19 protein-coding genes are annotated in these 22,589 nt (G+C 72.6%); 11 read left to right on the top strand and 8 right to left on the bottom strand.

Annotated features, from left to right (window positions below):
• Positions 1–25: 25 nt before the first annotated feature.
• Both KF840_18340 and nhaC read right to left on the bottom strand, forming a co-directional pair.
• Positions 26–664 (bottom strand): MarC family protein, encoded by a 639-nt coding sequence (locus KF840_18340; GenBank protein ID MBX3026872.1) that lies wholly within the window; start codon positions 662–664, stop codon positions 26–28.
• Positions 664–2,121: a Na+/H+ antiporter NhaC gene (gene nhaC, locus KF840_18335; GenBank protein ID MBX3026871.1), complete on the bottom strand. Its 1,458-nt coding sequence runs from the start codon at positions 2,119–2,121 to the stop codon at positions 664–666. The genes KF840_18340 and nhaC overlap by 1 nt, the downstream gene beginning before the upstream one ends.
• 97 nt (positions 2,122–2,218) lie before the next feature.
• On the opposite strand from nhaC, the gene KF840_18330 reads away from it, so the two are divergent.
• The gene (locus KF840_18330; GenBank protein ID MBX3026870.1) at positions 2,219–4,489 is read left to right on the top strand and encodes a hypothetical protein; all 2,271 of its coding nucleotides are present in this window, start codon (positions 2,219–2,221) and stop codon (positions 4,487–4,489) included.
• Positions 4,490–4,587: 98 nt separating this feature from the next.
• Complete coding sequence (locus KF840_18325) at positions 4,588–5,856, top strand: hypothetical protein (protein MBX3026869.1); 1,269 nt, start codon at positions 4,588–4,590, stop codon at positions 5,854–5,856.
• 30 nt (positions 5,857–5,886) lie between these two features.
• On the opposite strand, the gene KF840_18320 is transcribed toward KF840_18325, so the two are convergent.
• Entirely contained in the window at positions 5,887–6,912 is a 1,026-nt protein-coding gene (locus KF840_18320; GenBank protein MBX3026868.1) for a DUF4105 domain-containing protein, read from the bottom strand.
• A gap of 129 nt (positions 6,913–7,041) precedes the next feature.
• Between KF840_18320 and KF840_18315 the strand changes: the two genes are divergently transcribed.
• The 7 genes from KF840_18315 to KF840_18285 all read left to right on the top strand — a co-directional run bounded on the left by KF840_18315 (position 7,042) and on the right by KF840_18285 (position 14,764).
• Positions 7,042–8,016: a hypothetical protein gene (locus KF840_18315; protein MBX3026867.1), complete on the top strand. Its 975-nt coding sequence runs from the start codon at positions 7,042–7,044 to the stop codon at positions 8,014–8,016.
• 506 nt (positions 8,017–8,522) lie between these two features.
• Positions 8,523–9,953 (top strand): basic amino acid/polyamine antiporter, encoded by a 1,431-nt coding sequence (locus tag KF840_18310; protein MBX3026866.1) that lies wholly within the window; start codon positions 8,523–8,525, stop codon positions 9,951–9,953.
• Positions 9,954–9,981: 28 nt separating this feature from the next.
• Entirely contained in the window at positions 9,982–11,244 is a 1,263-nt protein-coding gene (arcA, locus tag KF840_18305) for an arginine deiminase (protein ID MBX3026865.1), read from the top strand.
• A 35-nt stretch (positions 11,245–11,279) separates the two neighbouring features.
• Entirely contained in the window at positions 11,280–12,122 is an 843-nt protein-coding gene (locus KF840_18300; GenBank protein MBX3026864.1) for a hypothetical protein, read from the top strand.
• Entirely contained in the window at positions 12,103–12,294 is a 192-nt protein-coding gene (locus tag KF840_18295) for a hypothetical protein (protein MBX3026863.1), read from the top strand. The genes KF840_18300 and KF840_18295 overlap by 20 nt, the downstream gene beginning before the upstream one ends.
• Before the next feature lie 90 nt (positions 12,295–12,384).
• Positions 12,385–12,783, top strand: a complete 399-nt coding sequence (locus KF840_18290; GenBank protein MBX3026862.1) for an SHOCT domain-containing protein — start codon at positions 12,385–12,387, stop codon at positions 12,781–12,783.
• A gap of 52 nt (positions 12,784–12,835) precedes the next feature.
• Complete coding sequence (locus tag KF840_18285) at positions 12,836–14,764, top strand: META domain-containing protein (GenBank protein MBX3026861.1); 1,929 nt, start codon at positions 12,836–12,838, stop codon at positions 14,762–14,764.
• 51 nt (positions 14,765–14,815) lie between these two features.
• Here KF840_18285 and KF840_18280 read toward each other — a convergent pair whose 3' ends face one another.
• From KF840_18280 to KF840_18270, 3 genes are all read right to left on the bottom strand, one after another.
• On the bottom strand, positions 14,816–15,262 hold the full coding sequence (locus KF840_18280) for a hypothetical protein (protein MBX3026860.1): 447 nt from the start codon (positions 15,260–15,262) through the stop codon (positions 14,816–14,818).
• Positions 15,263–15,284: 22 nt separating this feature from the next.
• Entirely contained in the window at positions 15,285–15,680 is a 396-nt protein-coding gene (locus KF840_18275; GenBank protein MBX3026859.1) for a hypothetical protein, read from the bottom strand.
• A 189-nt stretch (positions 15,681–15,869) separates the two neighbouring features.
• The gene (locus tag KF840_18270) at positions 15,870–17,012 is read right to left on the bottom strand and encodes a glycosyltransferase family 1 protein (GenBank protein MBX3026858.1); all 1,143 of its coding nucleotides are present in this window, start codon (positions 17,010–17,012) and stop codon (positions 15,870–15,872) included.
• Positions 17,013–17,218: 206 nt separating this feature from the next.
• Between KF840_18270 and KF840_18265 the strand changes: the two genes are divergently transcribed.
• Positions 17,219–18,652 carry an efflux transporter outer membrane subunit gene (locus KF840_18265; protein MBX3026857.1) on the top strand — a complete coding sequence of 478 codons (1,434 nt, stop codon included), beginning with the start codon at positions 17,219–17,221 and terminating at the stop codon, positions 18,650–18,652.
• Positions 18,653–18,971: 319 nt separating this feature from the next.
• Positions 18,972–19,487 (top strand): hypothetical protein, encoded by a 516-nt coding sequence (locus KF840_18260; protein ID MBX3026856.1) that lies wholly within the window; start codon positions 18,972–18,974, stop codon positions 19,485–19,487.
• Between the two features lie 3 nt (positions 19,488–19,490).
• On the opposite strand, the gene KF840_18255 is transcribed toward KF840_18260, so the two are convergent.
• Both KF840_18255 and rnr read right to left on the bottom strand, forming a co-directional pair.
• Positions 19,491–20,159, bottom strand: a complete 669-nt coding sequence (locus KF840_18255; GenBank protein MBX3026855.1) for a hypothetical protein — start codon at positions 20,157–20,159, stop codon at positions 19,491–19,493.
• A complete protein-coding gene (gene rnr, locus KF840_18250; GenBank protein ID MBX3026854.1) occupies positions 20,156–22,549 on the bottom strand; it encodes a ribonuclease R in 2,394 nt (797 codons plus the stop codon). Before rnr ends, KF840_18255 begins: the two co-directional genes overlap by 4 nt.
• Between the last annotated feature and the right edge of the window lie 40 nt (positions 22,550–22,589).

Raw genomic sequence — 22,589 nt, 5'->3', positions numbered from 1 at the left:
CCGCGGCCGCGGCGGGCCCCGCGCGTCACGCCGGCAGCGCGGCGCGCAGGCCGAAGAAGTCGGCGATGCCGGTGAGCACCAACTGCGCGCCGATCGCCACCAGGACCAGCCCCATGAAGCGGGCGACGATCGCCTGGCCGCGCTCGCCGAGGCGCGGCTGCACCCAGCTCGACAGCGCCAACACCACCCAGACGAAGGCGGCGACGACGGCCACCGCCGCGATCATCAGCACCGGCCGGCCGGCGTCGGCGGCGCGCGCGGTCATGGTCATGGCGGTGATGATCGTGCCCGGCCCGGCGATCAGGGGCATCGCCACCGGCACGATGAGATGCTCGGCGGCGCGCGCCGGCACGGTCTCGTTGGCCCCGGCGCCGTGGCCGCTGCGCAGCATGTCGAGCCCGGCCAGGGTCACCACCAGGCCGCCGCCGACCCGGAAGGCGGCGAAGGAGATGCCGAACATCTCCAGGACGATGCGGCCACCGACCACCGCGCCGATGAGGATGGCGAAGACGGCGAGCGCGACACGGGTCGCCGCCTGGCGGGCGGCGGGCGCATCGCCGCCCGGCACCAGCGACAGGAACACCGGCACGGCGGCGAGCGGGTTGGCGATCGCGATCAGCGCCACCAATGCCTGCAGGGCGTTGCCCGGGTCGCCCGCGGCCATCAGCGCGACGGATCCCCGGGCCCGTCGATGCGGATCATGCGCCAGCCGGCATAGGCGCTGATCACGGTGATGATCGGCGAGAGGATGTTGAACAGGGCGTACGGCGCGTAGTGCAGGGTGGCGACGCCGAGCGTCGCCGCCATGTAGGCGCCGCAACTGTTCCAGGGGATCAGCGACGAGGTGACGGTGCCGGAGTCGCCGATGGCGCGCGACAGGACGATCGGCGCCAGACCGCGCTGGCGAAAGGCGTCCTTGAACATGCGGCCCGGCAGGACGATGGCGATGTACTGGTCGGCGGTGACGATGTTGGTGCTGATCACCGCTCCGACGAGGTACAGGACCAGCCGGCCGATCGACTGGGCGGAGGCGATGACCGGGGTGATCAGCCGCTCGAGGACGCCGGCTTTCTCGACCACGCCGCCGAAGGCGAGGGCGGTGATGATCAGCCAGACCGTGCCCAGCATGCTCTCCATGCCGCCGCGCGAGATCAGGCGATCGATGGCGGCATCGCCGGTGTTGGACACGTAGCCGTCGGCGAGCGCCAGCCAGACGCCCTTGAGCAGCCCCAGGGCGCGCGGCAGGTGCTCGGCGCCGGCGTAGGCGATGACCCGGTCCGGGGCGACGACCACCGCCAGCAGGCCGCCGACCAGGGCGCCGAGGAAGATGGTGGTGAAGGGCGGCAGCTTGGCCACCGCCAGCACCACCACCACCGCCAGCGGCAGAAAGTGGATCGGCGAGACGTTGAACAGCCGCTGGATGGCGTCGACCTTCTGCGAGGCGTCGAAGTCTCCCGGCGCGCCGAGGTACCAGAACAGGGCCAGCGCCCCCGCCATCGCCGGCACCGAGGTCCACAGCACGGCCCGGATGTGCGCGTAGAGATCGGCGCCGGCCGCCGCCGCCGCCAGGTTGGTGGAGTCGGAGAGCGGCGACGATTTGTCGCCGAAGTAGGCGCCGGAGATGATCGCCCCGGCGGTGACCGCCGGGCTGAGATCCATGTTGATGGCGATGCCCATCAGGCCGATGCCGATCGTGCCGACGACGGTCCACGAGCTGCCGATGCTGAGCGAGACGATGGCGCAGATCACCGCCGCGGTGAGGTAGAAGTAGTGCGGGTGCAGGATCTGCAGGCCGTAGTAGACCATGGCCACCAGGGTGCCGCTCATCGCCCAGGTGCCGATCAGCGAGCCGACGGCGAAGAGGATGAACATGGCGCCGATGCCCGACGAGACGCTGGCCACCGCCGCCTCCTGCAGCGACGCCAGCGAGTGGCCGCAGCGCCAGCCGATGAACACCGCCACCATGGTGGCGACCACCAGCGCCACCTGGTTGGGCCCGAGCGCGCCGGCGTCGCCGAAGAGCGCGAACGAGAGACTGACCAGTCCGATCAGGCTGACGATCGGCACGAGCGCCTCGACGAGAGTGACAGGCCGCGGCGACGAAGCGCTGGCGTCGGTCATGGGTCGGGCTCCCTTTGCACACTCCGGCGGCACAGGGCCAGCCCGGGCGGCGCGGCGCGCGCCTTGACCGCGGCGCGATCGCATGTGAGCTGGCGGCGTGTCGCGCCATCGTCTCGCCGCCTGCCTCGCGGCGTTCGTCGCCGCCTGCGTCGCGCTGTCGTGGCGCGCCATGGCGGGCGACACCTGCCCGGGAGACCTGCGCGGCGACGTCGCCGTCGTCGTCGACAACCGCCACGGCGGCGACCAACCGATCCGCGTGCACCTGCGCGGACGCCGCGTCGCCGGCGCCTGCGCGCCGGCCGGCGCCGCCACGACCTACGACACCATCCTCGAGCTGCCGGCGGGCTGCGCCGGCGCCTGCGATTGCGGCGCCGGCAGCGCCTGCGCCTGCGCCGGCGGCGTGCCGCGCTGCACGCGCCGGCTCGACGGCCTGGCGCCCGGCGAATGGCTGCACCGCGTCGAGGTCGAGGCCAGCGGCCAACGCCAGGCGCGGCGCGGCCTGGTGATGGCCGACGCGGCGGCGCCGGCGGCGCTGCGCTGGACCGCCTACCGCACGGTCGTCACCGTGCGCTCGGACGCCGACGACGGCGCGCCGGGCACGCTGCGCCAGGCGGTGGCGGCGGCCGCGGCGGGTCCGCCGTCGCTGATCCAGTTCGCGCTCCCGCCGCCGGCGACCGGGCCCCTGGTGGTGCGCCTCACCGATCCGGCGCCGCTGCGGATCGACGCCGAGATGGTGATCGACGGCACCGACGACGACGGCAACCCGTCGCCGCTGGCGCCGTTCGCGGATCGCCGCTACCGCGCCATCATCGAGCTCGATCCGCGCGATCCGACGCGGCCGAGCGCCGCCGCCATCCGCATCGCCGCCCCCGACGCCGGCCTGCGCGGCGTCTACGTCCGCCGCCTCCTCGGCGCCGACGCGCGCATCGCCCGGCTCGACCAGGACGTGCTCGCCTTCGACGCCGGCGCCCGCCGCGCCTTCGTCGAGACGGCGCTGCTCGACGGCGGCAGCGCCCACCGCGCCATGCAGGACTGCCCGGCCAACGACCGCGCGGCGGCGCGCAATCCCGCCCAGGGCAAGGACTGCGTCGACGTCGAGGCGACCGGATACCACGACTGGGCCGACGCCGTCGTCGTCGCCGACAGCGAGCTGCGCCACTGTTACGACCGGGCGGTGAAGTCGCGCGACGCTGCCACGGTCGTGCGCCGGAGCTGGATCCACCACAACGCCCGCGGCGGTCTGTTCGCGCAGAGCCCGCGCGGTCGGCTGCAGGCGGAGGAGAACCTCATCGAGGGCAACGGTCGCAACTGCCCGACAGCGGCCCGCTGCCGCGGCGGCCCGCGCGACGGCCAGCCGTGCTGCGCCTGGGGGCTGGAGGAGGGCGCCTGCCGCGCCGCGCCGCCGCCCGCCTGTCCCGGTGCCGACGATGCCGGCTGCGGCGACGGGATCTGCCGCCCGCTCGACGCCGCGCCGCCCGCCTGCGATGCGACGGCGACGCGCGCCGCGGCGGCGCAACTGTCGGCGGAGCCCGATCCGAGCGTCGCCCTGCGGACGCGCGGCAACGTGGTCCGCGACGGCGAACGCCGCGGCGTCTTTCTCCGCCACCACGCCCGCGGCACCCTGCAGGACGACTTCATCTGCGGCCACGAGCTGGGAATCGAAATGGCGGCCGACGCCGGGCGCGGCGTGCCGATCGCCGTCGTCGGCGTCGCCAGCGTGCGCAACCGGCGCGCCGGGGTGCTGCTCAACCAGCAGGACGGACGCGTCGCCGAGGCGAGCTTCGGCGCTCCCGCCATCCCCGGCCGCAACGCCTTTACCGGCAACGGCAGCGGCGCCGGCGCCAATTTCAACATGGGCAGCGCGCAGGCGCGGCGCTCGGCGGTCGGCAACCAGTGGCAGCACGGCGGCGAGGGGGCGCGCTGCCGGGCGGCGCAGGTGACGCGCCGCGACGTCGCCGCCGCCAACCCCCACCTCGCGGTGGCGCCCTGCGAGGCGCCGCGCCAGCCGAGCGGCGGCACGGCCGTGCAGTCGGTCAGTCCCGCGGCCGGCCGCGAAGGGACGGTGCTGCGCATCGGCGGCCGCGGCTTCAACGCCATCGACGGCTACGGGCGCGGCGGCGCCTCCGGCTGTCTCGACGTGGCGGCGGGGAACACCTGCGCGCCGCTGCGCGGCACCTGCGTCGAGCTCGAACGCCTCGACGGCGGCTGGACGCCGGCGCCGGTGCTGGCGGTGACGCCGACCCAGCTCGTGGTGCGATCGCCGTTCGACTGCGTCGCGCCCCGGCGCGTCCGTGTGCGGCGCCTGAACGCCGCCGGGCGCGCCGCAACCTTCACCTCGGCGGAACCGCTCTACTGCCGCAACGAATGAGCCCGCCGACGCCGTCGATCCTCCGCCGGGCGCGCATTGACCGTGTCGCATCGCTGTGTGTATGCGCTGCGCGGACGTTGTCGCGAGGCGAAGAGGGAATGCGACCTGGCGCCGGCCGTGCGCCCCTGCCGTTGGCGTTGCTGCTGGCGCTGCTCATCCTGGGCGGCTGTCAGTTCGGCGCTCTGGGCGAGAACCTGCGGGTGCTCGACCGCTACGGCTACCTGCGCGGCCAGGTGACGCCGCCGCCCGGCGGCGAAGCGGCGCCGCTGGTGGTATTCGCCACGGCGGCTGGCGCTGGCGCGGAGGCGGCCGACTGGGTGGTCCTGTCGCGCCCCGGGTCCTACTTCCTGGTGGTGCCGGCCGGCGCCTACCGGGTCGGCGCCTTCGAGGATCGCGACGGCTCGCTGACCCACGACGCCGGCGAGCCGGTCACCTGGGCGCGCGGCGGCGAGCCGATCGAGGTGCGGTCCGGCGCCACCGTCGCCGGCCTCGACCTGCCGCTGGCCGCCGCCGGCGCGGCGCCGATCGACGTCGGCCTGCTACCGGTGCGCCAGTCCGGCGAGGTGTCGGAGCTGCCCGCCAGCCGCATCGGCGAGGTGGTGACGCTCGAGGACGCGCGCTTCTCCGAGGACAACGCCCGCCTCGGCCTGTGGCAGCCGGCCCGCTTCCTGATCGACGTCGGCGCCGGCATCTACTTCCTCGAGCCCTACGATCCGCAGCGCACGCCGGTGCTGTTCGTGCACGGCGCGCTCGGTCATCCGGCCAACTTCAAGGCGTTGATCGAGCGGCTCGACCACCGTCGCTTCCAGGCGTGGCTGGCCTACTACCCGAGCGCCGTCGGGCTCGACGTCGTCGCCGCCGCCCTGGGCCGTTGGCTGCAGGCGCTGGAGGTCGAGTACGGCTTCCCGCGCCTCGCGCTGGTGGCGCACAGCATGGGCGGGCTGGTGTCGCGCGCCTACCTGGTCGGCGACCCGGGCGGTCTCGGCGGCAGCCTCGACGCCCTGACCTTCGTCACCATCGCCACGCCCTGGCAGGGGCACGCCGGGGCGGCGCTCGGCGTCGCCCGGGCGCCGGTGGTGGCGCCGGCGTGGCGCGACCTGGCTCCCGGCAGTCCGTTCCAGACCCACATCCTGGGCACGCCGCTGCCGCGCTACGCCGCGCACGACCTCTACTTCGCCTACGGCGGCTCGCGCCGCAGCCGTATCGCCAACGACGGCGTCGTCACCGTCGCCAGCCAGCTCGACGCCCGCTCCCAGGCGCAGGCGCGGCAGATCCTCGGCTTCGACGCCGGGCACGCCGCCGTGCTCGACGATCCGGCCGTCGCCGCGGCGTTGCAGCGCAGCCTGGCCGGCGTGGCGCCGCCGTGAGCGCCCGCTCGACTGCGCCGCGTCGCGGTCTCAGCGATCCATCGCCGGCAGGCCGGCGCGGATGCGGTCGGAGAAATCCGCGGCGCCGTCCGCCGCCCGCGCCGCGCGGTTGATGTGCGAGCGCTGGCGCAGCTCGGCGAACGGCAGCGAGGTGTCGATGCGGCCGGTGGCGTAGAGATAGCGATCGATCAGGCCGTTGAGGACGTGGCGCCAGTCGAGTCGTCCGTGGCGCCCGGCGGCGTTGGCGTAGCGGATGATGTTGATCGTGCAGTTGTTGCTGAGCAGGTGGTACCACTCGGGGTGGTCGGCGAGCTGGTTGATGCGGTCCAGGTAGACCAGGAACAGACGTCGCGCGGTCTCGCGGTCGGTGAGGATGCGGTAGAGGAAGACCTCCTCCCCGCGGTGGCTGGTGCGCGAGCCGACCACGTCCGGCTCGCTGCCGACGACGTAGATCAGCTCGAACTGCTTGAACAGCGACGCGACCGGCGCGAACGTCTCGCCGACCTCGGGGCGCGTCTCGATCGAGATGCTGAGCGGCGGGGCGTTGTCGAACACGAAGCTGACGAAGGTGTGGCCGATCGGCCCGGGCATCCAGAAGGAGACGAAGAAGTCCACCGCCACCAGATGCGACAGCTCGACCTCGCGGTCCACGTAGCGGACGGTGAAGTCGTGCCGACTGCGGTAGGTGAAGTCGCGCACGCCGGTGAGGCGCACGCGGTCGCCGTCGATGACGGCGCGCGGCAGCACCGCCACCTCCGGCCGCCAGTTCCGCTCCTGCGATGGCTGGATGGTGCTCCACCACACCAGCAGCGCGGCGAACGCGGCGGCGAACAGCCAGCGGCCGCGGCGCGGCGCCAGCCACAACGCCCACACGCCGAAGACCAGGAAGACGCCGGCCGCCGCGGTGCGCGCCCAGGGCCACGGCAGGTTGGAGTAGTGGATCGCCAGGGTCGACCAGAGGAGCACCAGGGCGCGGATCAGGAACCACAGCAGGGCGCGGCTCCAGCGCAGGAGGGCGGCGAGGCGGCCGCGACGTTGGGGAGCCGGGGACGTCATGTGATCGACCGGCCAGCGGTCTACCAGGCGCCCCGGGGCGTGCCAATGGCGGCGCCGGCGGCGGGCGCGCCCGCCGGTCGGCGGATGCACCCTTGACGACCGGTCGGAAAGTTGCGCAAGCAGCGCCGCATGGCGACGCATGCGCGACAGGGGCGGCCGTGCATCTTCGGCCGGGGGACGCGGTGGCTGCTGGCCATCGCGCTGGCGATTGGTTTCGGGGTGCCGGCGACGGCGCGCGGCCAGGAGGCCGACGAGCTGATCCTGGGCGAGCTGATGGCCGACGGCGCGCACCCCTCGCTGCGCGTGCTCGGCGAGGGCGGCTTCGTCTACCAGGGCGACGCCGACATCGACAAAGGCGGCAGCCTGCAGGTCTATCGCTACGACCTCGGCCTCGCCGGCGGCCTCGGCCTGATGGATCACCTGCGCTGGGGCAACACCTTCTTCTTCGGTGTCAACGACTACGATTTCGGCGGCGGCAGCCCCTGGAACGTCATCTACTCCATGCGCCTGGGCAGCAAGCTGACCTACGACATCAACCAGCAGTGGGGCGTCTCGGCCGGCGGCATCCTGATGTTCTCGCCCGAGGACGGCGCCAACTGGGGCGACAGCGTCAGCGGCGGCGGCCTGCTGGCCGCCGAGTACCGCCACAGCGACACGCTGTTCGCCGGCGTCGGCGTGGCGGTGATCACCCAGATCGAGGACGACCCGACGGTGGTGCCGCAGGTCGACCTGCGCTGGATCCCGGGGCCCAACTGGATCGTGCGACTGGGCGGCGTGCCGGCCAGCGGCGGGGCGGCGGCGTCCGGCGAGGTCGCCTACCAGTTCCCGGTGCCGCTCGAGATCGGGCTCGGCCTCCTCTATCAACAGCGCCGCTTCCGGCTCAACGATTCGAGCCTGGCGCCGAACGGGGTCGGCGTCGACAACAGCCTGCCGCTGCGCGTGCGGTTGGGGTGGAACTTCAATGAGCACATCGGCCTCAACGTGCTGGCGGGCGCGGCGTTCGCGGGCGAGGTGGAGTTGGAAGACAGCAACGGCAACCGCATCGCCTCCTCAAACTACGATCCGGCGCCGTACGTCGGCCTCCGCCTCGCGGGAGCCTTCTGAGGCCGCTCCCGGCTCCACCGGCGATCAGGCCGAACGACTTCCTCGCCGGAGGCGGGGACCTGGCCTGGCTCGGCGAGACGGTCGGCCGCAGGCGCGTCTTCCCCAGCGGTGGCCATCTCGGCAGCCTGCGCCAGCGGGCGGTTCAGGCGGAGATCCTCGGCGCCATCTCGGACCTAGCCTCGATACGACACAACACCTTCACCACGGAGGCACGGAGGGTGCAGCGTCGGAATGGCGGGCGGGTGCGATCCCCATGGCCATTGCTGATGGCGTTGGGGATCTCGCCCCCGAACCCTCTCTTGACCAGGTTGCTCCGTGTCTCCGTGCCTCCGTGGTGAAATGTTTTCGTCACATCCCTCCGCTGCCCGACCGCTTGTCGAGTTGGATTGACCTGATACACGAAGTCGGCGCTATGCGAGCTCTTGATCCCAGACCGCGGGCGATGCCAGCCGGGGCCTTCTTCGGTCGCCCCCGTCCCTGACCCCCACCTGAACGAGGAGGCGAACATGGCAGCGCAGAGCGAGCAGAAAGTCCCCCTGGCCACCCTCACGGCGATGGTGGTCGGCGGCATGGTGGGGGCGGGGGTGTTCTCGATCCCGCGCAACTTCGCCCAGGCCACCGGCGTCTACGGCGCCCTGATCGCCTGGGCGATCGCCGGCGGCGGCATGCTGATGCTCGGCTTCGTCTTCCAGACGCTGGCCACCCGCAAACCCGATCTCGATGCGGGCGTGTACGCCTATGCGCGAGCGGGCTTCGGACCCTATCTGGGCTTCATCTCCGCCTTCGGCTACTGGGCCAGCGCCTGCGTCGGCAACGTGTCGTACTGGGTGCTGATCAAGTCGACCCTCGGCCGCATGTTCCCGGCCCTCGGCGAGGGCAACACGCCGCTCTCGGTCTTCCTCTCCTCCATCGGCATCTGGGCCTTTCACCTGCTGGTCATGCGCGGCGTCAAGGAGGCGGCCGGCATCAACAAGGTCGTCACCATCGCCAAGGTGATCCCGCTGCTGCTGTTCGTGGTCCTGGCGCTCTTCTTCCTCAGGACCGACGTGTTCGTCGCCAACCTCTACGGCGGCGATCCGGCGGTGTACGGCGGCCTCTTCGAGCAGGTGAAGGCGACGATGCTGGTGACGGTGTTCGTCTTCCTCGGCATCGAGGGCGCCAGCAACTACTCGCGCTTCGCGGAGAAGCGCTCCGACGTCGGCGTCGCCACCGTCACCGGCTTCCTCGGCGTGCTGGCGCTCTTCGCCTCGGTGTCGATCCTCGCCTACGGCATCCTGCCGAGCGCCGACATCGCCCGCCTGCAGCAGCCGTCGGTCGGCGGCGTGCTCGAGGCGGCGGTCGGGCCGTGGGGCGCGGTGTTCATCGGCGCCGGGGTGATCGTCTCGGTGCTCGGCGCCTACCTGGCGTGGACCCTGATGGCGGCGGAGGTGCTGTCGATCGCGGCGAAGAAGCTGGACATGCCGGCCTTCCTCGGGCGCGAGAACGCCGCCCAGGTGCCGGCGGCGGCGCTGCTCATCACCTCGCTCCTGATCCAACTGGTGCTGCTGGCGACCCTGTTCTCCGACGATGCCTTCACCTTCGCGCTGTCGCTGTGCAGCCATATGTCGCTGATCCCCTACTTCCTCTCGGCCGCCTACATGCTGAAGCTGCTGCTGACGCGCGAGACCTACGACGCCGACGCCGGCGGTCGGGGCAGGGACATGGTGGTCGCCGTGCTGGCGACCGGCTACACGATCTTCCTCCTGGTCGCCGCCGGCATGAAGTTCATGCTGCTCGGGCTCATCATCTACGCTCCGGGGACGTTCCTGTTCTTCATGACGCGGCGCGAGCAGCGCCTGCAGCTCTTCTCGCCGGCGGAGTGGATCCTGTTCGCGGCGGTGGTGCTCGGCGCCATCGTCGGCCTGCACGGACTGGTGACCGGCTACATTACGATCTGAGCGACTGCGACTGACGACGGAGGTTCACATGGCAGCAGAGAAGAAGGGCGCGGCGCCGGCGTTCGGCGTCCATTCCGAGGTCGGCCAACTGCGCAAGGTCATGGTCTGCGCCCCCGGCAGGGCCCACCAGCGGCTGACCCCGAGCAACTGCGACGCGCTGCTGTTCGACGACGTGCTGTGGGTCGAGAACGCGAAGCGCGATCACTTCGACTTCATGACCAAGATGCGCGACCGCGGCATCGAGGTCGTCGAGATGCACAACCTGCTCGCCGAGACCCTGGCGGTGCCGGAGGCCAAACAGTGGATTCTCGACAACCAGGTGGTGCCGAACCAGGTCGGCCTCGGCCTGGTCGACGAGATCAAGAGCTACCTCGGCGGTCTGTCGAACCGCGAGCTGGCCGAGACCCTGATCGGCGGCCTCTCCACCCACGAGTTCCCCGAGACGCACGGCGGCGAGGCGATCGCCATCGTGCGCGAGGCGGCGGGCGAGACCGAGTACCTGCTGCCGCCGCTGCCGAACACCCTCTACACCCGCGACACCACCTGCTGGATCTACGGCGGCGTGACCCTCAACTCGCTCTACTGGCCGGCGCGCCACGAGGAGACCATCCTCACCACCTCGATCTACAAGTTCCATCCCGACTTCGCCGGCAAGGTGAAGGTGTGGTGGGGCGACCCGACCCAGGACTGGGGCCAGGCGACGATCGAGGGCGGCGACGTCATGCCGATCGGCAAGGGCAACGTGCTCATCGGCATGAGCGAGCGCACCTCGCGCCAGGCGATCAGCCAGGTGGCGGCGGCGCTGTTCAAGCAGGGCGCCGCCGAGCGCGTCATCGTCGCGGCGATGCCGAAGCTGCGCGCCGCCATGCACCTGGACACCATCTTCACCTTCGCCGACCGCGATTGCGTCCTGCTCTATCCGGACATCGTCAACCACATCACCGCCTATTCGTACCGGCCGAGCAGCCATCCGAGCGGGGTCGAGCTGCGCAAGGACGAGAAGCCGTTCGTGCAGACGGTGGCCGAGGCGCTGGGGCTGAAGAAGCTGCGCGTCGTCGAGACCGGCGGCAATGCCTACATGCGCGAGCGCACCCAGTGGGACAGCGGCGCCAACCTGGTCTGCGCCTCGCCGGGCGTGGTCTTCGCCTACGACCGCAACACCTACACCAACACCCTGCTGCGCAAGGAGGGCATCGAGGTGGTGACCATCGTCGGCGCCGAGCTCGGCCGTGGCCGCGGCGGCGGCCACTGCATGACCTGCCCGATCATCCGCGACGCGGTCGAGTACTGAGCGGGCCATCGCGCACCGCGCACGGGGGGTTGCCGATGCGATCGATCGTTCCGTTGACCGTCCTGCTCGTCCTCCTGGCCGCGGTGGCCAGGGCCGAGCAGGACAGCTTCCTGAACCGCGACCAGACGTCGGCGGCCGAGACCTATCTGCAGAGCGACGGCGCGGTGGTCGGCGACCAGCCGGCGGCGAGCGCATGGGACACCTGGACCGGCGAGGCGCCACCGTCGAAGGGATTCGAGATGCCCGGCATCTGGCCGATCCTGCAGACCGCGCCGGAGCTGCAGACCCTGGTCGCCGGCCCCACCTTCCGCAACCAGAAGAACCGCATCGAGCTCGGCGCCGGCCTCGCCTACATCAACTCGCGCTGGCGCTTCCCCTTCGAGCTCAGCGTCGAGCCGACCTGGCGGCGCAACAAGAACGCCGACCCCGACAACCGCTACTTCAGCCGCGTCCGCACCTTCGCGCTCGTCGACCTGTGGGGGCGCGGCAGCGACTGGGAGTCGACGTCGTTCGCCATGACCGGCTTCTACGACACCCAGAACAACTCGTTCGACACGCTCGAATTCGGCGGCTCGGTGACCCAGGTCATCGGCCGCCGCCTGGCGATCTCCGGCAACCTGCTGTGGGGCGGCGAGTGGGCGAACGGCGCCAAGTTCAACAACGCCGCCCTCGGCTCGTTCGGCGTCTCCTACAACCTCGGCGCCGGGGCGCGCTTCGGCGGCTTCTTCGAGCCGCACAACAACCTGTACGGCGAGAACGACTTCGGCGGCTTCGTGTCGTACCAGGGACTGCCCTTCGGCGAGCTGGCGGTCAACGTCGGCAAGCACGAGTTCGTCATGGTCCGTTTCATGGTGTCCTATGCGCTGGAGCGTCCATAGGGCGGCGGCGCTGCTGCTGCTGCCGCTGCTCCTCGGCGCCACCGCGGGCGCCGTCGAGAGCTTCCTCGATGGCAATCCCAAGGCCCCGGAGGCGATTCCCGATCGGCGCCGCGGCGCGGCAACGCCACCGGCGACGGCGGCGCCGATGGTCACGCCGTCCCCTGCGCGCTGACGGCGCGGCGCGCGCCGTCAGCGCGTGGACAGTCCCGGAAGGTCGTGTATACATCCTCAGCCCGGATTCCAGTCGCGAAGGGAGCCACCGATGTTGAACACCTCGTTCGGTCACGGCGACATCCTCATCTGGTTCGTGGAGATCTTCTTCTTCGTCGTCTGGTTCTGGCTGCTGATGTCGGTCGTCTCCGACCTGTTCCGCGACCACGAGGCGTCGGGCGTCACCAAGGCGATCTGGGTCGTGCTGGTCTTCTTCTTCCCGGTCTTCGGCATTCTCGCCTACCTGATCGTCCGCGGCGGCGGCATGGCCGAGCGCGCGGCCCGGGCGCAGAAGGAGGTCCAGGATCGCTTCGACGCCTACGTTCGCTCCGTCGCCGGCGCCTCGTCCGCCGGGCCCGCCGACCAGATCCAGAAGGCCAAGGCGCTGCTCGATGCCGGGGCCATCGATCGCGCCGAGTTCGAGCGCCTGAAGGCGAAAGCGCTCTCCTGAGAGAGGCGCCAACGGTCGCCCGCCCACATGGCGAGCGACCGTGGCGCGGCGCATGGCGAAGCGCGCCCGTCCCATCGCCGTCGTCACGGCGCTGTGCCTGCTCGCCGCCTTCGTGCTGCCGGCGGTGCCGCAGCCGACCGGCTACCACGACTTCGCCGACCACCGGGCGTGGTTCGGGGTCGCCAACTTTCTCGACGTCGCCTCGAACGTCGGTTTCCTGCTCGTCGCGCTGCTCGGCTTCGGCGCCGTCTTCGCGGCTCCCGCCGCTTTCGCCGAGAGGCGCGAGCGGGTGCCCTATCTGGTGTTCTTCACCGGCATGCTGCTGACCGCCATCGGCTCCGCCTACTATCACCTGGCGCCCGACAACGAGCGGCTGTTCTGGGATCGGCTGCCGATGACCATCGCGTTCATGTCGCTGCTGGCGGCCCAGGTGGCCGATCGCCTCAGCGTCCGCGCCGGTCTCCTGCTCCTGGTGCCGATGCTGCTCCTCGGCGCCGAATCGGTGGTGTACTGGCGGGCGACGGAGCGGGCCGGCGCCGGCAACGTCGTGCCCTACGCCATCGCCCAGGGCTACACCGTGGTGATGCTGTTGATGATCACCTGGCTGCACCCGTCGCGCTACACCCGCGGCAACGATCTCTACTGGGTGTTCGGCGCCTACGTGGTCGCCAAGGTGTTCGAGACGCTGGACGGCCAGGTGCTGGCGCTCGGGCACGTGATCGGCGGCCATGCCCTCAAGCACCTCGCCGCCGCGGCCGGTGGCCTGGTGATCTGTCGCATGTTGATGTTGCGGACCCTGCAGCCCCCGCGCGCCGTCGGCTCGTCCACGCCGGCCGGCGCGGTCCGCCGGCGGAGGAACCCGATGCGAACCCACCACGCGCTGCTCGCCCTCGTCCTCGCCGCCGCGCGGCCCGCCGCCGCGGCGGACGCGCCGTTGATCTGCTTCGGCAGCGAGCCGTCCTGGAGCGTCGCGCTGGTGACGCCCGACACGGCGCAACTGACGCTGCCGGAGGCGCCGGCGGTGGCCTTTCGCGGCGCCAGCAGCCGCATCGACGCGCTGCGCGAACGGGTGTGGCGTGGCGCGCCGGCGAGCGGCGGCGGCGATCTCGTGCTCTTCCTGCGCGACGCCGCGTGCAGCGACGGGATGTCGGACGTCGCGCACCCGGTGGTGGCGCGGGTCTCGCTGCCGGACGGGCGCTTCCTCGCCGGCTGCTGCCGCCTCGCCGCGGCGAACGCCGCCGCCGCGGCGGAGTCGCCGGCCGCGACGCCCGGGCCGCCGGCGCCGATCGAGGGACCGCTGTGGCGGCTGACCAGCCTGCGCGGCCTGGACGCGAAACAACTCGCCGCCGTGCGCCAGGGCGTGACCGTTCGCTTCGACGGCGGCCGCCTGCAGGGCTTCAGCGGCTGCAATCAACTGGTCGGCTCGTACACCGTCGCGGGCGATCGGGTGACGATCCCCGCCATGGCCGGCACGATGATGGCGTGTCCGCCGCCGGTGATGCGGGTCGAGGACGCCGTCAAGGCGGCCCTCGCCGGCACGCTCCGCTTCGCCGTCGCCGCGGACGGCCTGACCCTCACGCCGCCCGCGGAGGACGAGCCGACGCTGACCTTCGTCGCCGCGCCGGCGCCGCGCCTCGACGGCGTCGCCTGGGAGGTGACCGGCTTCAACAACGGCCGCCATGCGGTGGTCAGTCCGCTGCTCGGGACCACCCTGACCCTGACCTTCCAGGACGGGACGGTCAGCGGCACCAGCGGCTGCAACACCTTCCGCGCCAGCTACACGCGCGACGAGCGCCGCCTCAGCATCGGCCCGGCGGCGGTCACCCGCACGCACTGCGACGGCAGGGGCGTCATGCAGCAGGAGCGCGAGTTTCTCGCCGCGCTGGAGTCGACGACGACCTGGGCCATCGACCGCGATCTGCTGGACCTCCACCGCGCCGACGGCGAACGCGTGCTGTCGGCGCGCCGCAAGGACAAATAGGCCGGGCGGGCGCCGCGCCGCCGCACGCGGCGGCGCGGCGCCCGGATCACCTCACGGGGCGATGGTGACGCCGAGGACGTCCTCGCTCCACAGCTTCCACTGGCCGTTCTCCTGGTGGAAGAGGACGATCGCGTCGACGGTATTGTCGGTGAAGCCGCTGCCGGGCTTGCCGGTGGTCTTGGCCTTGATGCGGGCGACCGCGAACTCGTCGTCGTGCCCCATGGGCACGAAGTCGACCAGCTCGGTGGTGACGTCGAGGTCCTTGAACTGCGCCTCCGCCGCCTTCTTGGTGGGTTCGTAATCGGGCGAGCGGCTGTCGACGCCCTGCATCAGGGCGTTGATGTCCTTCTTGTTGTAGGCCTCGAAGTTGCCCGCCATGACCTGCCGCAACGACTGGATGAGCGGGCCGTCCATGACGAAGGCCGCCGCCGGCCGCGCCGCGGCGCCGCCCAGCAGGGCCAGGATCGCGAGTCGAGCCACCCACGCACGCGCCTTCATCGCCGTTCCTCCTTCGCCTCTCTCAATTGAGAACATTGTGTCCTCGCTGGCGCATGCAGTTGACGTAGGCGCGCTGGAACGCCTGCTCGGCCTGCGACGCGCGCTGGGCGCCCATGCCGATGCCGCCGGCCGCCGCGCCGACCGCCGCCCCGCGCCCGGCGCTGCCGAAGGCGGCGCCGATCGCCGCGCCGGCGGCGGCCCCGACCAGTCCGCCGGTCGCCGCGCCCTGCACCGCCTGCTGCGGCGCCGAGCCGGAGACCTGGAAGGCGAGCTGCCGGCACTCCTCCATGTCGCGGCTGACGTACTGCGCCCGCGAGCTGCCGAATGTGTCGACCGTGGGTCGCCACGGCTGTTGCGTCTTGCAGCCTGCGCCGAGCAACAGCAGCAGCGTCGTACTGGCTGCCAACGTTCGTGTCATCACACGTCCTCCCTGAGGGCAGTGGGTTCAGAAGCGAAACGCATTCCCTGCGGCTGACGGCGCCGGCCGTGCGCGCGCGACCCGCCGCGCGCACCCGCGCAACCTGACGGTCCATCGCCGAAAGCGGCAGGCTCGTCAACCCGCGCCACAGGCGATCCGCGGGCCCGCGAACGACGCGGCGGCGTCCGGTCAGCGCGGCGCCGCCAGGTGCGATTCGACCCGCCGCACGGCCTCCGCCAGGTCGGGGTGGTCGGCCACCGAGCGCGCATAGGCCCTGGCGCGCTCGCGCAGCGCCGGATCGGCGAGCATGCCCGCGATGGCGTCGCGGATCGCGGCGACCTCGGCGTCGGGGGGGAGGACGGCGCCGAGGCCGAGGCGGGCGACGCGGTCGGCGATCAACGGCTGATCGCGGCCCATCGGGAAGCACAGCATGGGCACCCCGTAGGTCGCGCCCGCCAGCGCGGTGCCGTGGCCGGCGTGGGTGATCAGCAGGTCGGTTGCCGGCAGGATGAGGTCGTGCGCCACGAAGCGCACCACGCTGGTGTTGTCGCCGGGGCGCAGGGCCTGCGGATCGATCGCCGGCCCGCTCGTCACCACGGCTTCCACCGCGAGCGGCGCCAGCGCGTCGCACAGGCGCTGCAGCAGGGGCTGTTGCATCTGATTGCTGGTGCTGAGCCCGACCAGCACCAAGGGGCGGTCGGGCGCGCGGCGCTGCCACGGCGCGGCCGCCTCGTGTCCCGCGCGACAAGGGCCGACGTGCACGACGTGCGGCGCCGGATCGTCGACCTCGTCGAACGAGCGATAGGTCGGCACCAGCACCAGCGCCGCCGCCTCCACCAGCGCCTGGTGCGAAGCGAACGGCGCCACGCCCAGCTCCGCCGCGTAGGCATTGGTTTCGTCCAGCCGCGACGCCGTCACCGGCGCGAACGGCCCGAGCAGGATCTGGTACGGGAAGTGGCCGAGCGCCGTCGTCGGCAGGCCGGTGCGGTGTGCCGCGACCAGCGCGTGCGTCAGGCAGAGGTCGACGAGCAGGCCATCCGGGCGGCGGTCGGCGACCGCCGACAGCAGCGCCTCGCCGAATGACCGCGCGTACCAGACGTGCTCGAGCACGTAGCCCAGCTCCTCCGCCGGCTGCATGGCCAGGTGCGCGTCGTAGCGCCGCAGCCCGGGCACCGGCAGGCACTCGGCGCCGTCGCCTGTCAGCGCCTCGCGCAGCGAATCGTGCGCCAGGGCGCGCAGCCGATGCCCGCGCGCCAGCAGGGCGCGCGCCAGCGCGCGCTGCGGTGGCAGGTTCCCCGCCCCGTCCCAGGTGACCCAGACGAAATCAGCCACGGGCGTCCTCCTATCACGAGCGACCGGCACTGCGACCCAGCCGGGCCGACCCAGCCGACCCGGCCGGCGTTGACCGTCCGGGGGCTTTCTGCGACAAGCCCGGCGAACGCAACGCTGCAGTCTGGTGGGGGCGACGTACGACGACGAGCGGAAGCACTGCCGGCACGAGCGAGTCGCCGCCGGTGGGTGATGAGCGGGGAGGTGGTGTGCGACGCTCGTTCGCGGCGACGGGGGTCGCGGCGCTCGTGGTGGCCATCGCCGGCTGCGCCGTCGGACCCGACTTCGTCCGGCCGGAGCCGGCGGTGCCGGCGGCCTACCGCAGCGAGCTGGCGCCCGCCGAGGCGGGGTCGTTCGCCGACGACGCCTGGTTCGACGTCTTCCACGACGCCACCCTGCGGGAGCTGATCGACGAGGCCCTGGCGGCCAACTACGACCTGCGCACCGCCTCGGCGCGGGTCGAGCAGGCGCTGCACCAGGTCGGCGTCACCCGCTCCGAGATCTTCCCCCAGGCGAGCTACCAGGGCGGCGTCCAGCGCGGCCAGTCGTTCCTCGGTCCGAACACCGACAACCAGACCTTCAACACCTTCCTCGGCACCTTCAACCTCGCCTGGGAGCTCGACGTGTGGGGGCGCATCCGCCGCGCCACCGAGGCGTCCGAGGCGGTGCTGTACGCCACCGACGACGTCCGCCGCGGCGTCGTGCTCAGTCTGGTGAGCGGTGTCGCGGCGTCGTATTTCACCCTCCAGGAGCTCGACCTGCAGCTCGACATCGCCCGTCGCACCACCCAATCCTTCACCGAAACGGTGCAGCTCTTCACCCGCCGCTATCAGGGCGGCGTCGATTCCAAGCTCTCCGTCGAACGCGCGCGCGCCGCCCGCGCCCAGGCGGCGGCCACCATCCCGCAGATCGAGCAGCGGATCGTCCAGCAGGAGAACGCCATCTGCATCCTGCTCGGCCGCGCGCCCGGACCGGTGCCGCGCGAGCCGCTGATGACCATCGAGGCGCTGCCGCCGCAGACCCCGCCGGGCCTGCCGTCCGAGCTGCTGCGGCGCCGGCCCGACGTCCTCGCCGCGGAGCGATTGATCGAATCGAGCAACGCGCAGGTCGGCGTCACCATCGCCAACTTCTTCCCGCGCCTCGGCCTGACGGCGCTCTACGGTGGCCAGAGCTCGGACCTCGAGAACATCGTCAAGACGCCCGGCGTGGTGTGGGCGATCGCCGGCTCGCTCGTCGGCCCGATCTTCCAGGGCGGCCGGCTGACCGAAGCGTACCGCGCCCAGGTCGCCGACTGGGAGGCCACCAAGGCGCAGTACGTGCAGACGGTGCTGACGGCGCTCACCGAGGTGTCGAACGCGCTCATCGCTCAGCAGAAGCTGGAAGGGGTGCGCGCCGAGCAGCAACTGGCGGTCGACGCCCTGCGCGAATCGGTGCGCCTCGCCCTGTTGCGCTACAACGGCGGCCTGTCGACCTACTTCGAGGTTCTGGAAGCGCAGCAGCAGCTCTTCCCCGCAGAGCTGGCGCTGGCGCAGACGGATCTCAGCCGCATCCTCGCCGTCGTCGATCTCTATCGCGCCCTCGGCGGCGGCTGGCAGAACAACGACCTCGCGGTCGACCCCGGCTTCTGGCCCACCGGGCCCTGAGTCGCGCCGCGGGGCGCGAAATCCGCTCGCGAAATCCGCTGTTGACACTCCCGCCCTGGCGGCTCAGGCTCGCACTGCTGGGACGTCGCTATCCAGATCGGTACATGCAGACGGTAGATCTTGCAGAAAGGGTGCGAGTTCGGTCGCAGGGACAGCCGCGGGCCACGAGCCCAACGCAAGACGGACGGTTGAGAGCCGGACGTGCTGTTGACTCCGCCTCGAAAGTCGCACCGCAAAGTCTGGGCCGCGCGCTCGCGCGCGCGAACCGGCGGGGAGATGCGGCTCCTCCCCCTGCCCCTCTTCCGTCATCGGAGGCGCGGTGGCGGCGCGCCTGACGCGGCGGCAGTTCCTGGTGGCCGCCGGCACGGTCGCCGCCAGCGCCCTGGTGCCGAGCGGGGCGCGCGTCGCCCACGCGGCGCCGGGGGCGGGTCCGCGGACCATCTACCGCCTCTCGGTGCGCGGTCGGCGCGGCTCGCGGGCGTCCAAGCTGCACAACGCGAACCTGCGCTTCGCCACCGCGCAGGCGGCGGATCAGCACCGCGCCCATCCCGGTGACCGCTCGCGCATCGTCACCCTGGTCGTCAGCGCCGACGAGTTCGACCGCCTCTTCACCGCCCGCCGGAGCGAGGTTGCCGACCTGCGGGCGCTCGGCGGCCCGGTGCTGGTCGGTGACTGCAACCGCGACGGCACGGTGTCGATCGACGAGCTGGTGCGCGGCGTCACCATCGCGCTCGGCAGCACGCCGGTCAGCGAGTGCCCGCCGTTCGACCGCGTTCCCGACGGCCGGGTCACCGTCGACGAGCTGGTGCGCGGCGTCACCAACGCGCTGCGCTGAGCCTCAGAACACCGGCACGCCGGCGAGCCCGGCCATCGCCCAGGCGGCGAAGCCGACGACGATCGGGATGGTGAGGTTGTCGTCGATCCGCAGCGGCACCAGCTCGAGCAGCAGCGCCACCGCGCCGATGCCGAGCGCGGCGGCGGCGATCATCCAGGCGGACGCGCCGGTGCCCCAGCGCAGCACCGCGACGGCGATCAGCAGCGCCGCCGCGAAGAACGCGGCGGTGCCCTCGAGGCTGCGCGTGGCGGTGATGCGATGGCGGCCGAAGCGGATGCCGACCACCGCCGCCAGCGGGTCGGCAATCGCCAGGGTGTAGATCGCGATCAGCGCCGGCAGCTTCGGCAGCGCCAGGATGGTGAGCAGGACGGCGATCGCGAACGGCGTCATCGCCGATTCGCGCACCTGCTCCTCGGCGCGCACGAACAGCCGGTTCACCCACGGCAGGCGCCGCGCCACCAGCTCGGGATAGGCGATGCGGACGCGGTCGGCGATGTAGACCAGGCAGGCGACGGCGCCGAAGGTGTGCACCACCTGCTCGTGGCTGAAGAGCAGCGCGTAGGCGGTGGCGATGGCGACGCCGTTGCCGAGATGGAACAGTCGACGACCGAGCTGCAGGTCGTGGCGCGTCGCCGAGGGCGCGCGGGCGGCGAGGTCGGCGTCGGAGTTCACGGCCTCCCGCTGATGACCCAGCCGGCGCCGGCGCGCAAGCGGCGCCGCATCGATCGACGGCCGCGGCGTCCGCGCCGCGTCTTCGCAGCGCCGGGGTGCGATCGCCTGCCCGCCGGCGGTGTCCGGGGCCGCCTGGCCCCGCCGACCGGCGTGACCGGCGCCCCGTCCGGCGACGGCAGGCGGCGGAGGAGCGCGAAGTCGACCTGCCGCCGCTGCAGCGAGACGTTGGTCGCCTCGACCTCGACGCGATCGCCGAGGCGGAAGCGCTGGCCGGTGCGCAGGCCCTTGAGCGCCCGCTCGCTGTCGATGAACGTCCAGCGGTCGCCGGGAATCGCGTCGGCGCGCACCAGGCCTTCGACCGGATACGCGTCGAGCTCGACGAAAAGACCGGCGCCGATCACCGACACGACGGTCGCCGGCTCGGGCTCGAGCAGGTGGCCGAGCATGAACTCCGCTTTGCGCAGGTCGAGCATGGCGCGTTCGGCTTCCATCGCCTCGCGCTCCGCCTGCGAGCTGGCGGCGCTCGCCGCTTCCAGCGCCGCCGCCGCGGCGCGCGCCTCCTCGACGCGGCCGTCGAGCAGGCGGCCGATCTGGCGATGGACCAGCAGGTCGGGATAGCGCCGGATCGGCGAGGTGAAGTGACAGTAGACCGGAAAGGCGAGCCCGAAGTGTCCGGCGTTCGCCGTGCTGTAGCGCGCCTGCCGCAGGGCGCGCAGCACCTGGCGCGAGAGGACGCGGCCGAGGCGGTGGCCGGCGAGGCGATCGAGGAGCTGCTGCACGTCGGCCGGTTCCACCACCTCGTCGTACGCGATGCGCAGGCCGAACGGCGCGAGCAGCTCGTTGAGCTCGTCGACGTCGTCCGGCGCCGGCGGCTCGTGGATGCGGTAGGGGAAGGGGATGCCCTGGTCGCGCAGCCAGCCGGCGACGGCGCGGTTGGCCTCGAGCATCAGCTCCTCGATCAGGCGATGGGCGTCGTTGCGCGGCGCCACCCGCACGCCGATGCTGCGGCCTTCCTCCGAGAGATCGACCAGCGCCTCCGGCAGGTCGAGGTCGAGCGAGCCGGCGCGCACCCGGCGCTCGCGCAGCGTCAGCATCAGCTCGCGCATACGGCGCAACTGCGGCAGCAGGGGCGCGAGCTGCGCTCGCCAGGCGGCGATCTCGGCGGTCTCCGCCGCCGAGAGGACGGCCGCGACCTGGGTGTAGGTCAGGCGGGCGCGGCTGCGGATGACGGCGCGCCGGCAGGTCAGGCCGCGGCGCCGGCCATGGGCGTCGAGGGGCATCTCCGCCGCCAGCACCAGGCGGTCACGGTCGGGCTGCAGCGAGCACAGCCCGCTCGACAGGCGCGCCGGCAGCATCGGAATCGCGCGGTCGGGGAAGTACACGCTGGTGCCGCGCGCCGCCGCCTCGCGATCGAGCGCCGAGTCCGGCGGCACGTAGTGGGCGACGTCGGCGATCGCCACCCACAGCGTGCCGCCGCCGTCGGGCCGCTCCTCCAGACAGACGGCATCGTCGAAGTCGCGCGCCGTCTCGCCATCGATGGTGACGAAGGGCAGGGCGCGCAGGTCGGCGCGCGCGCGCAGGTCCTGCGGCCGCGGATCCTCGGGCAGGCGCTCGGCCTCGGCGGCCGCCGCCGGCGGAAAGGCGATGCGCAGGCCGTGCTCGCCGGCGATGGCGAGGAACTGCACCTCGGGATCGTCGCCGGGGCCGAGGACGCGATCGAGCACGCCGCGCACGCCGGCCGCGCCGCGCGGCGGCGGCGTCAGGCGGACGCGCGCCACCAGGCCGGCGTCCTCGCGCCGCGGCGACGGCGCCCCGCTGAGCTCGACGACGGGCAGGCGCTCGTCGAGCGGGACGGCGAACCAGCGCTGCTGCCGGCGCTCCAAGGTGCCGATGATCTCGTCGTGCCGGCGTTCGAGCACGGCGGTGACGCGCCCGGTGGCGCGTTGGCTGCGCCGGTCGCGGCGCACGATCTCGATCCGCACCCGGTCGCCGTGCAGCGCCAGGCCCTCGAGGCCGGCGGGGATGAGGACGTCGCGCGGCCGCGCCGCCGCGGCCGGCGCGGCGATCTCCACGAAGCCGAAGCCGGCGCGCACCCGCAGGTAGCGGCCCTCGAGCGCGCTGGCGTCGCGGCGGCCGCGCCGGGCGCCGGCCGGCCGTCCGGCGGCCTCGCGGCGCGCGCTCTCGCGTCGCCACTGGTAGCGCGTCTTGCCGATGCGGCGCAGCCGCTGCGCCGCCACGCCGGCCTCGAGCGCGGCGCGGAGGCGCTTGCGATCGTAGCGGTCGAGCGACAGCAGGGCGGTCATCTCGGGGATCGACAACGGCCGCGGCGCGCGCTGCTCGAGCAGCGCCAGGCAGGCGGCGACATCGTCGCCGGGCTCTTCGTCGCGCATCGCCGGCGACGCTGTGCTTCGCCGGCATCGTTGTCAACGC

The sequence above is a fragment of the bacterium genome, assembly GCA_019637795.1.
Lineage (GTDB): Bacteria > Desulfobacterota > Binatia > HRBIN30 > CADEER01 > JAHBUY01.
Note: the sequence above shows the minus strand (reverse complement) of the source record. Positions and strands in the feature narration are given on the sequence as shown.

Coding starts and splice junctions, on each gene's coding strand:
- KF840_18340 (MBX3026872.1), bottom strand. CDS start 664: ATGGCCGCGGGCGACCCGGGCAACGCCCTGCAGGCATTGGTGGCGCTG.
- KF840_18315 (MBX3026867.1), top strand. CDS start 7,042: ATGGCGACGCATGCGCGACAGGGGCGGCCGTGCATCTTCGGCCGGGGG.
- KF840_18280 (MBX3026860.1), bottom strand. CDS start 15,262: ATGAAGGCGCGTGCGTGGGTGGCTCGACTCGCGATCCTGGCCCTGCTG.
- rnr (MBX3026854.1), bottom strand. CDS start 22,549: ATGCGCGACGAAGAGCCCGGCGACGATGTCGCCGCCTGCCTGGCGCTG.
- KF840_18295 (MBX3026863.1), top strand. CDS start 12,103: ATGCGCTGGAGCGTCCATAGGGCGGCGGCGCTGCTGCTGCTGCCGCTG.
- KF840_18275 (MBX3026859.1), bottom strand. CDS start 15,680: ATGACACGAACGTTGGCAGCCAGTACGACGCTGCTGCTGTTGCTCGGC.
- KF840_18290 (MBX3026862.1), top strand. CDS start 12,385: ATGTTGAACACCTCGTTCGGTCACGGCGACATCCTCATCTGGTTCGTG.
- KF840_18300 (MBX3026864.1), top strand. CDS start 11,280: ATGCGATCGATCGTTCCGTTGACCGTCCTGCTCGTCCTCCTGGCCGCG.
- arcA (MBX3026865.1), top strand. CDS start 9,982: ATGGCAGCAGAGAAGAAGGGCGCGGCGCCGGCGTTCGGCGTCCATTCC.
- nhaC (MBX3026871.1), bottom strand. CDS start 2,121: ATGACCGACGCCAGCGCTTCGTCGCCGCGGCCTGTCACTCTCGTCGAG.
- KF840_18285 (MBX3026861.1), top strand. CDS start 12,836: ATGGCGAAGCGCGCCCGTCCCATCGCCGTCGTCACGGCGCTGTGCCTG.
- KF840_18320 (MBX3026868.1), bottom strand. CDS start 6,912: ATGACGTCCCCGGCTCCCCAACGTCGCGGCCGCCTCGCCGCCCTCCTG.
- KF840_18325 (MBX3026869.1), top strand. CDS start 4,588: ATGCGACCTGGCGCCGGCCGTGCGCCCCTGCCGTTGGCGTTGCTGCTG.
- KF840_18310 (MBX3026866.1), top strand. CDS start 8,523: ATGGCAGCGCAGAGCGAGCAGAAAGTCCCCCTGGCCACCCTCACGGCG.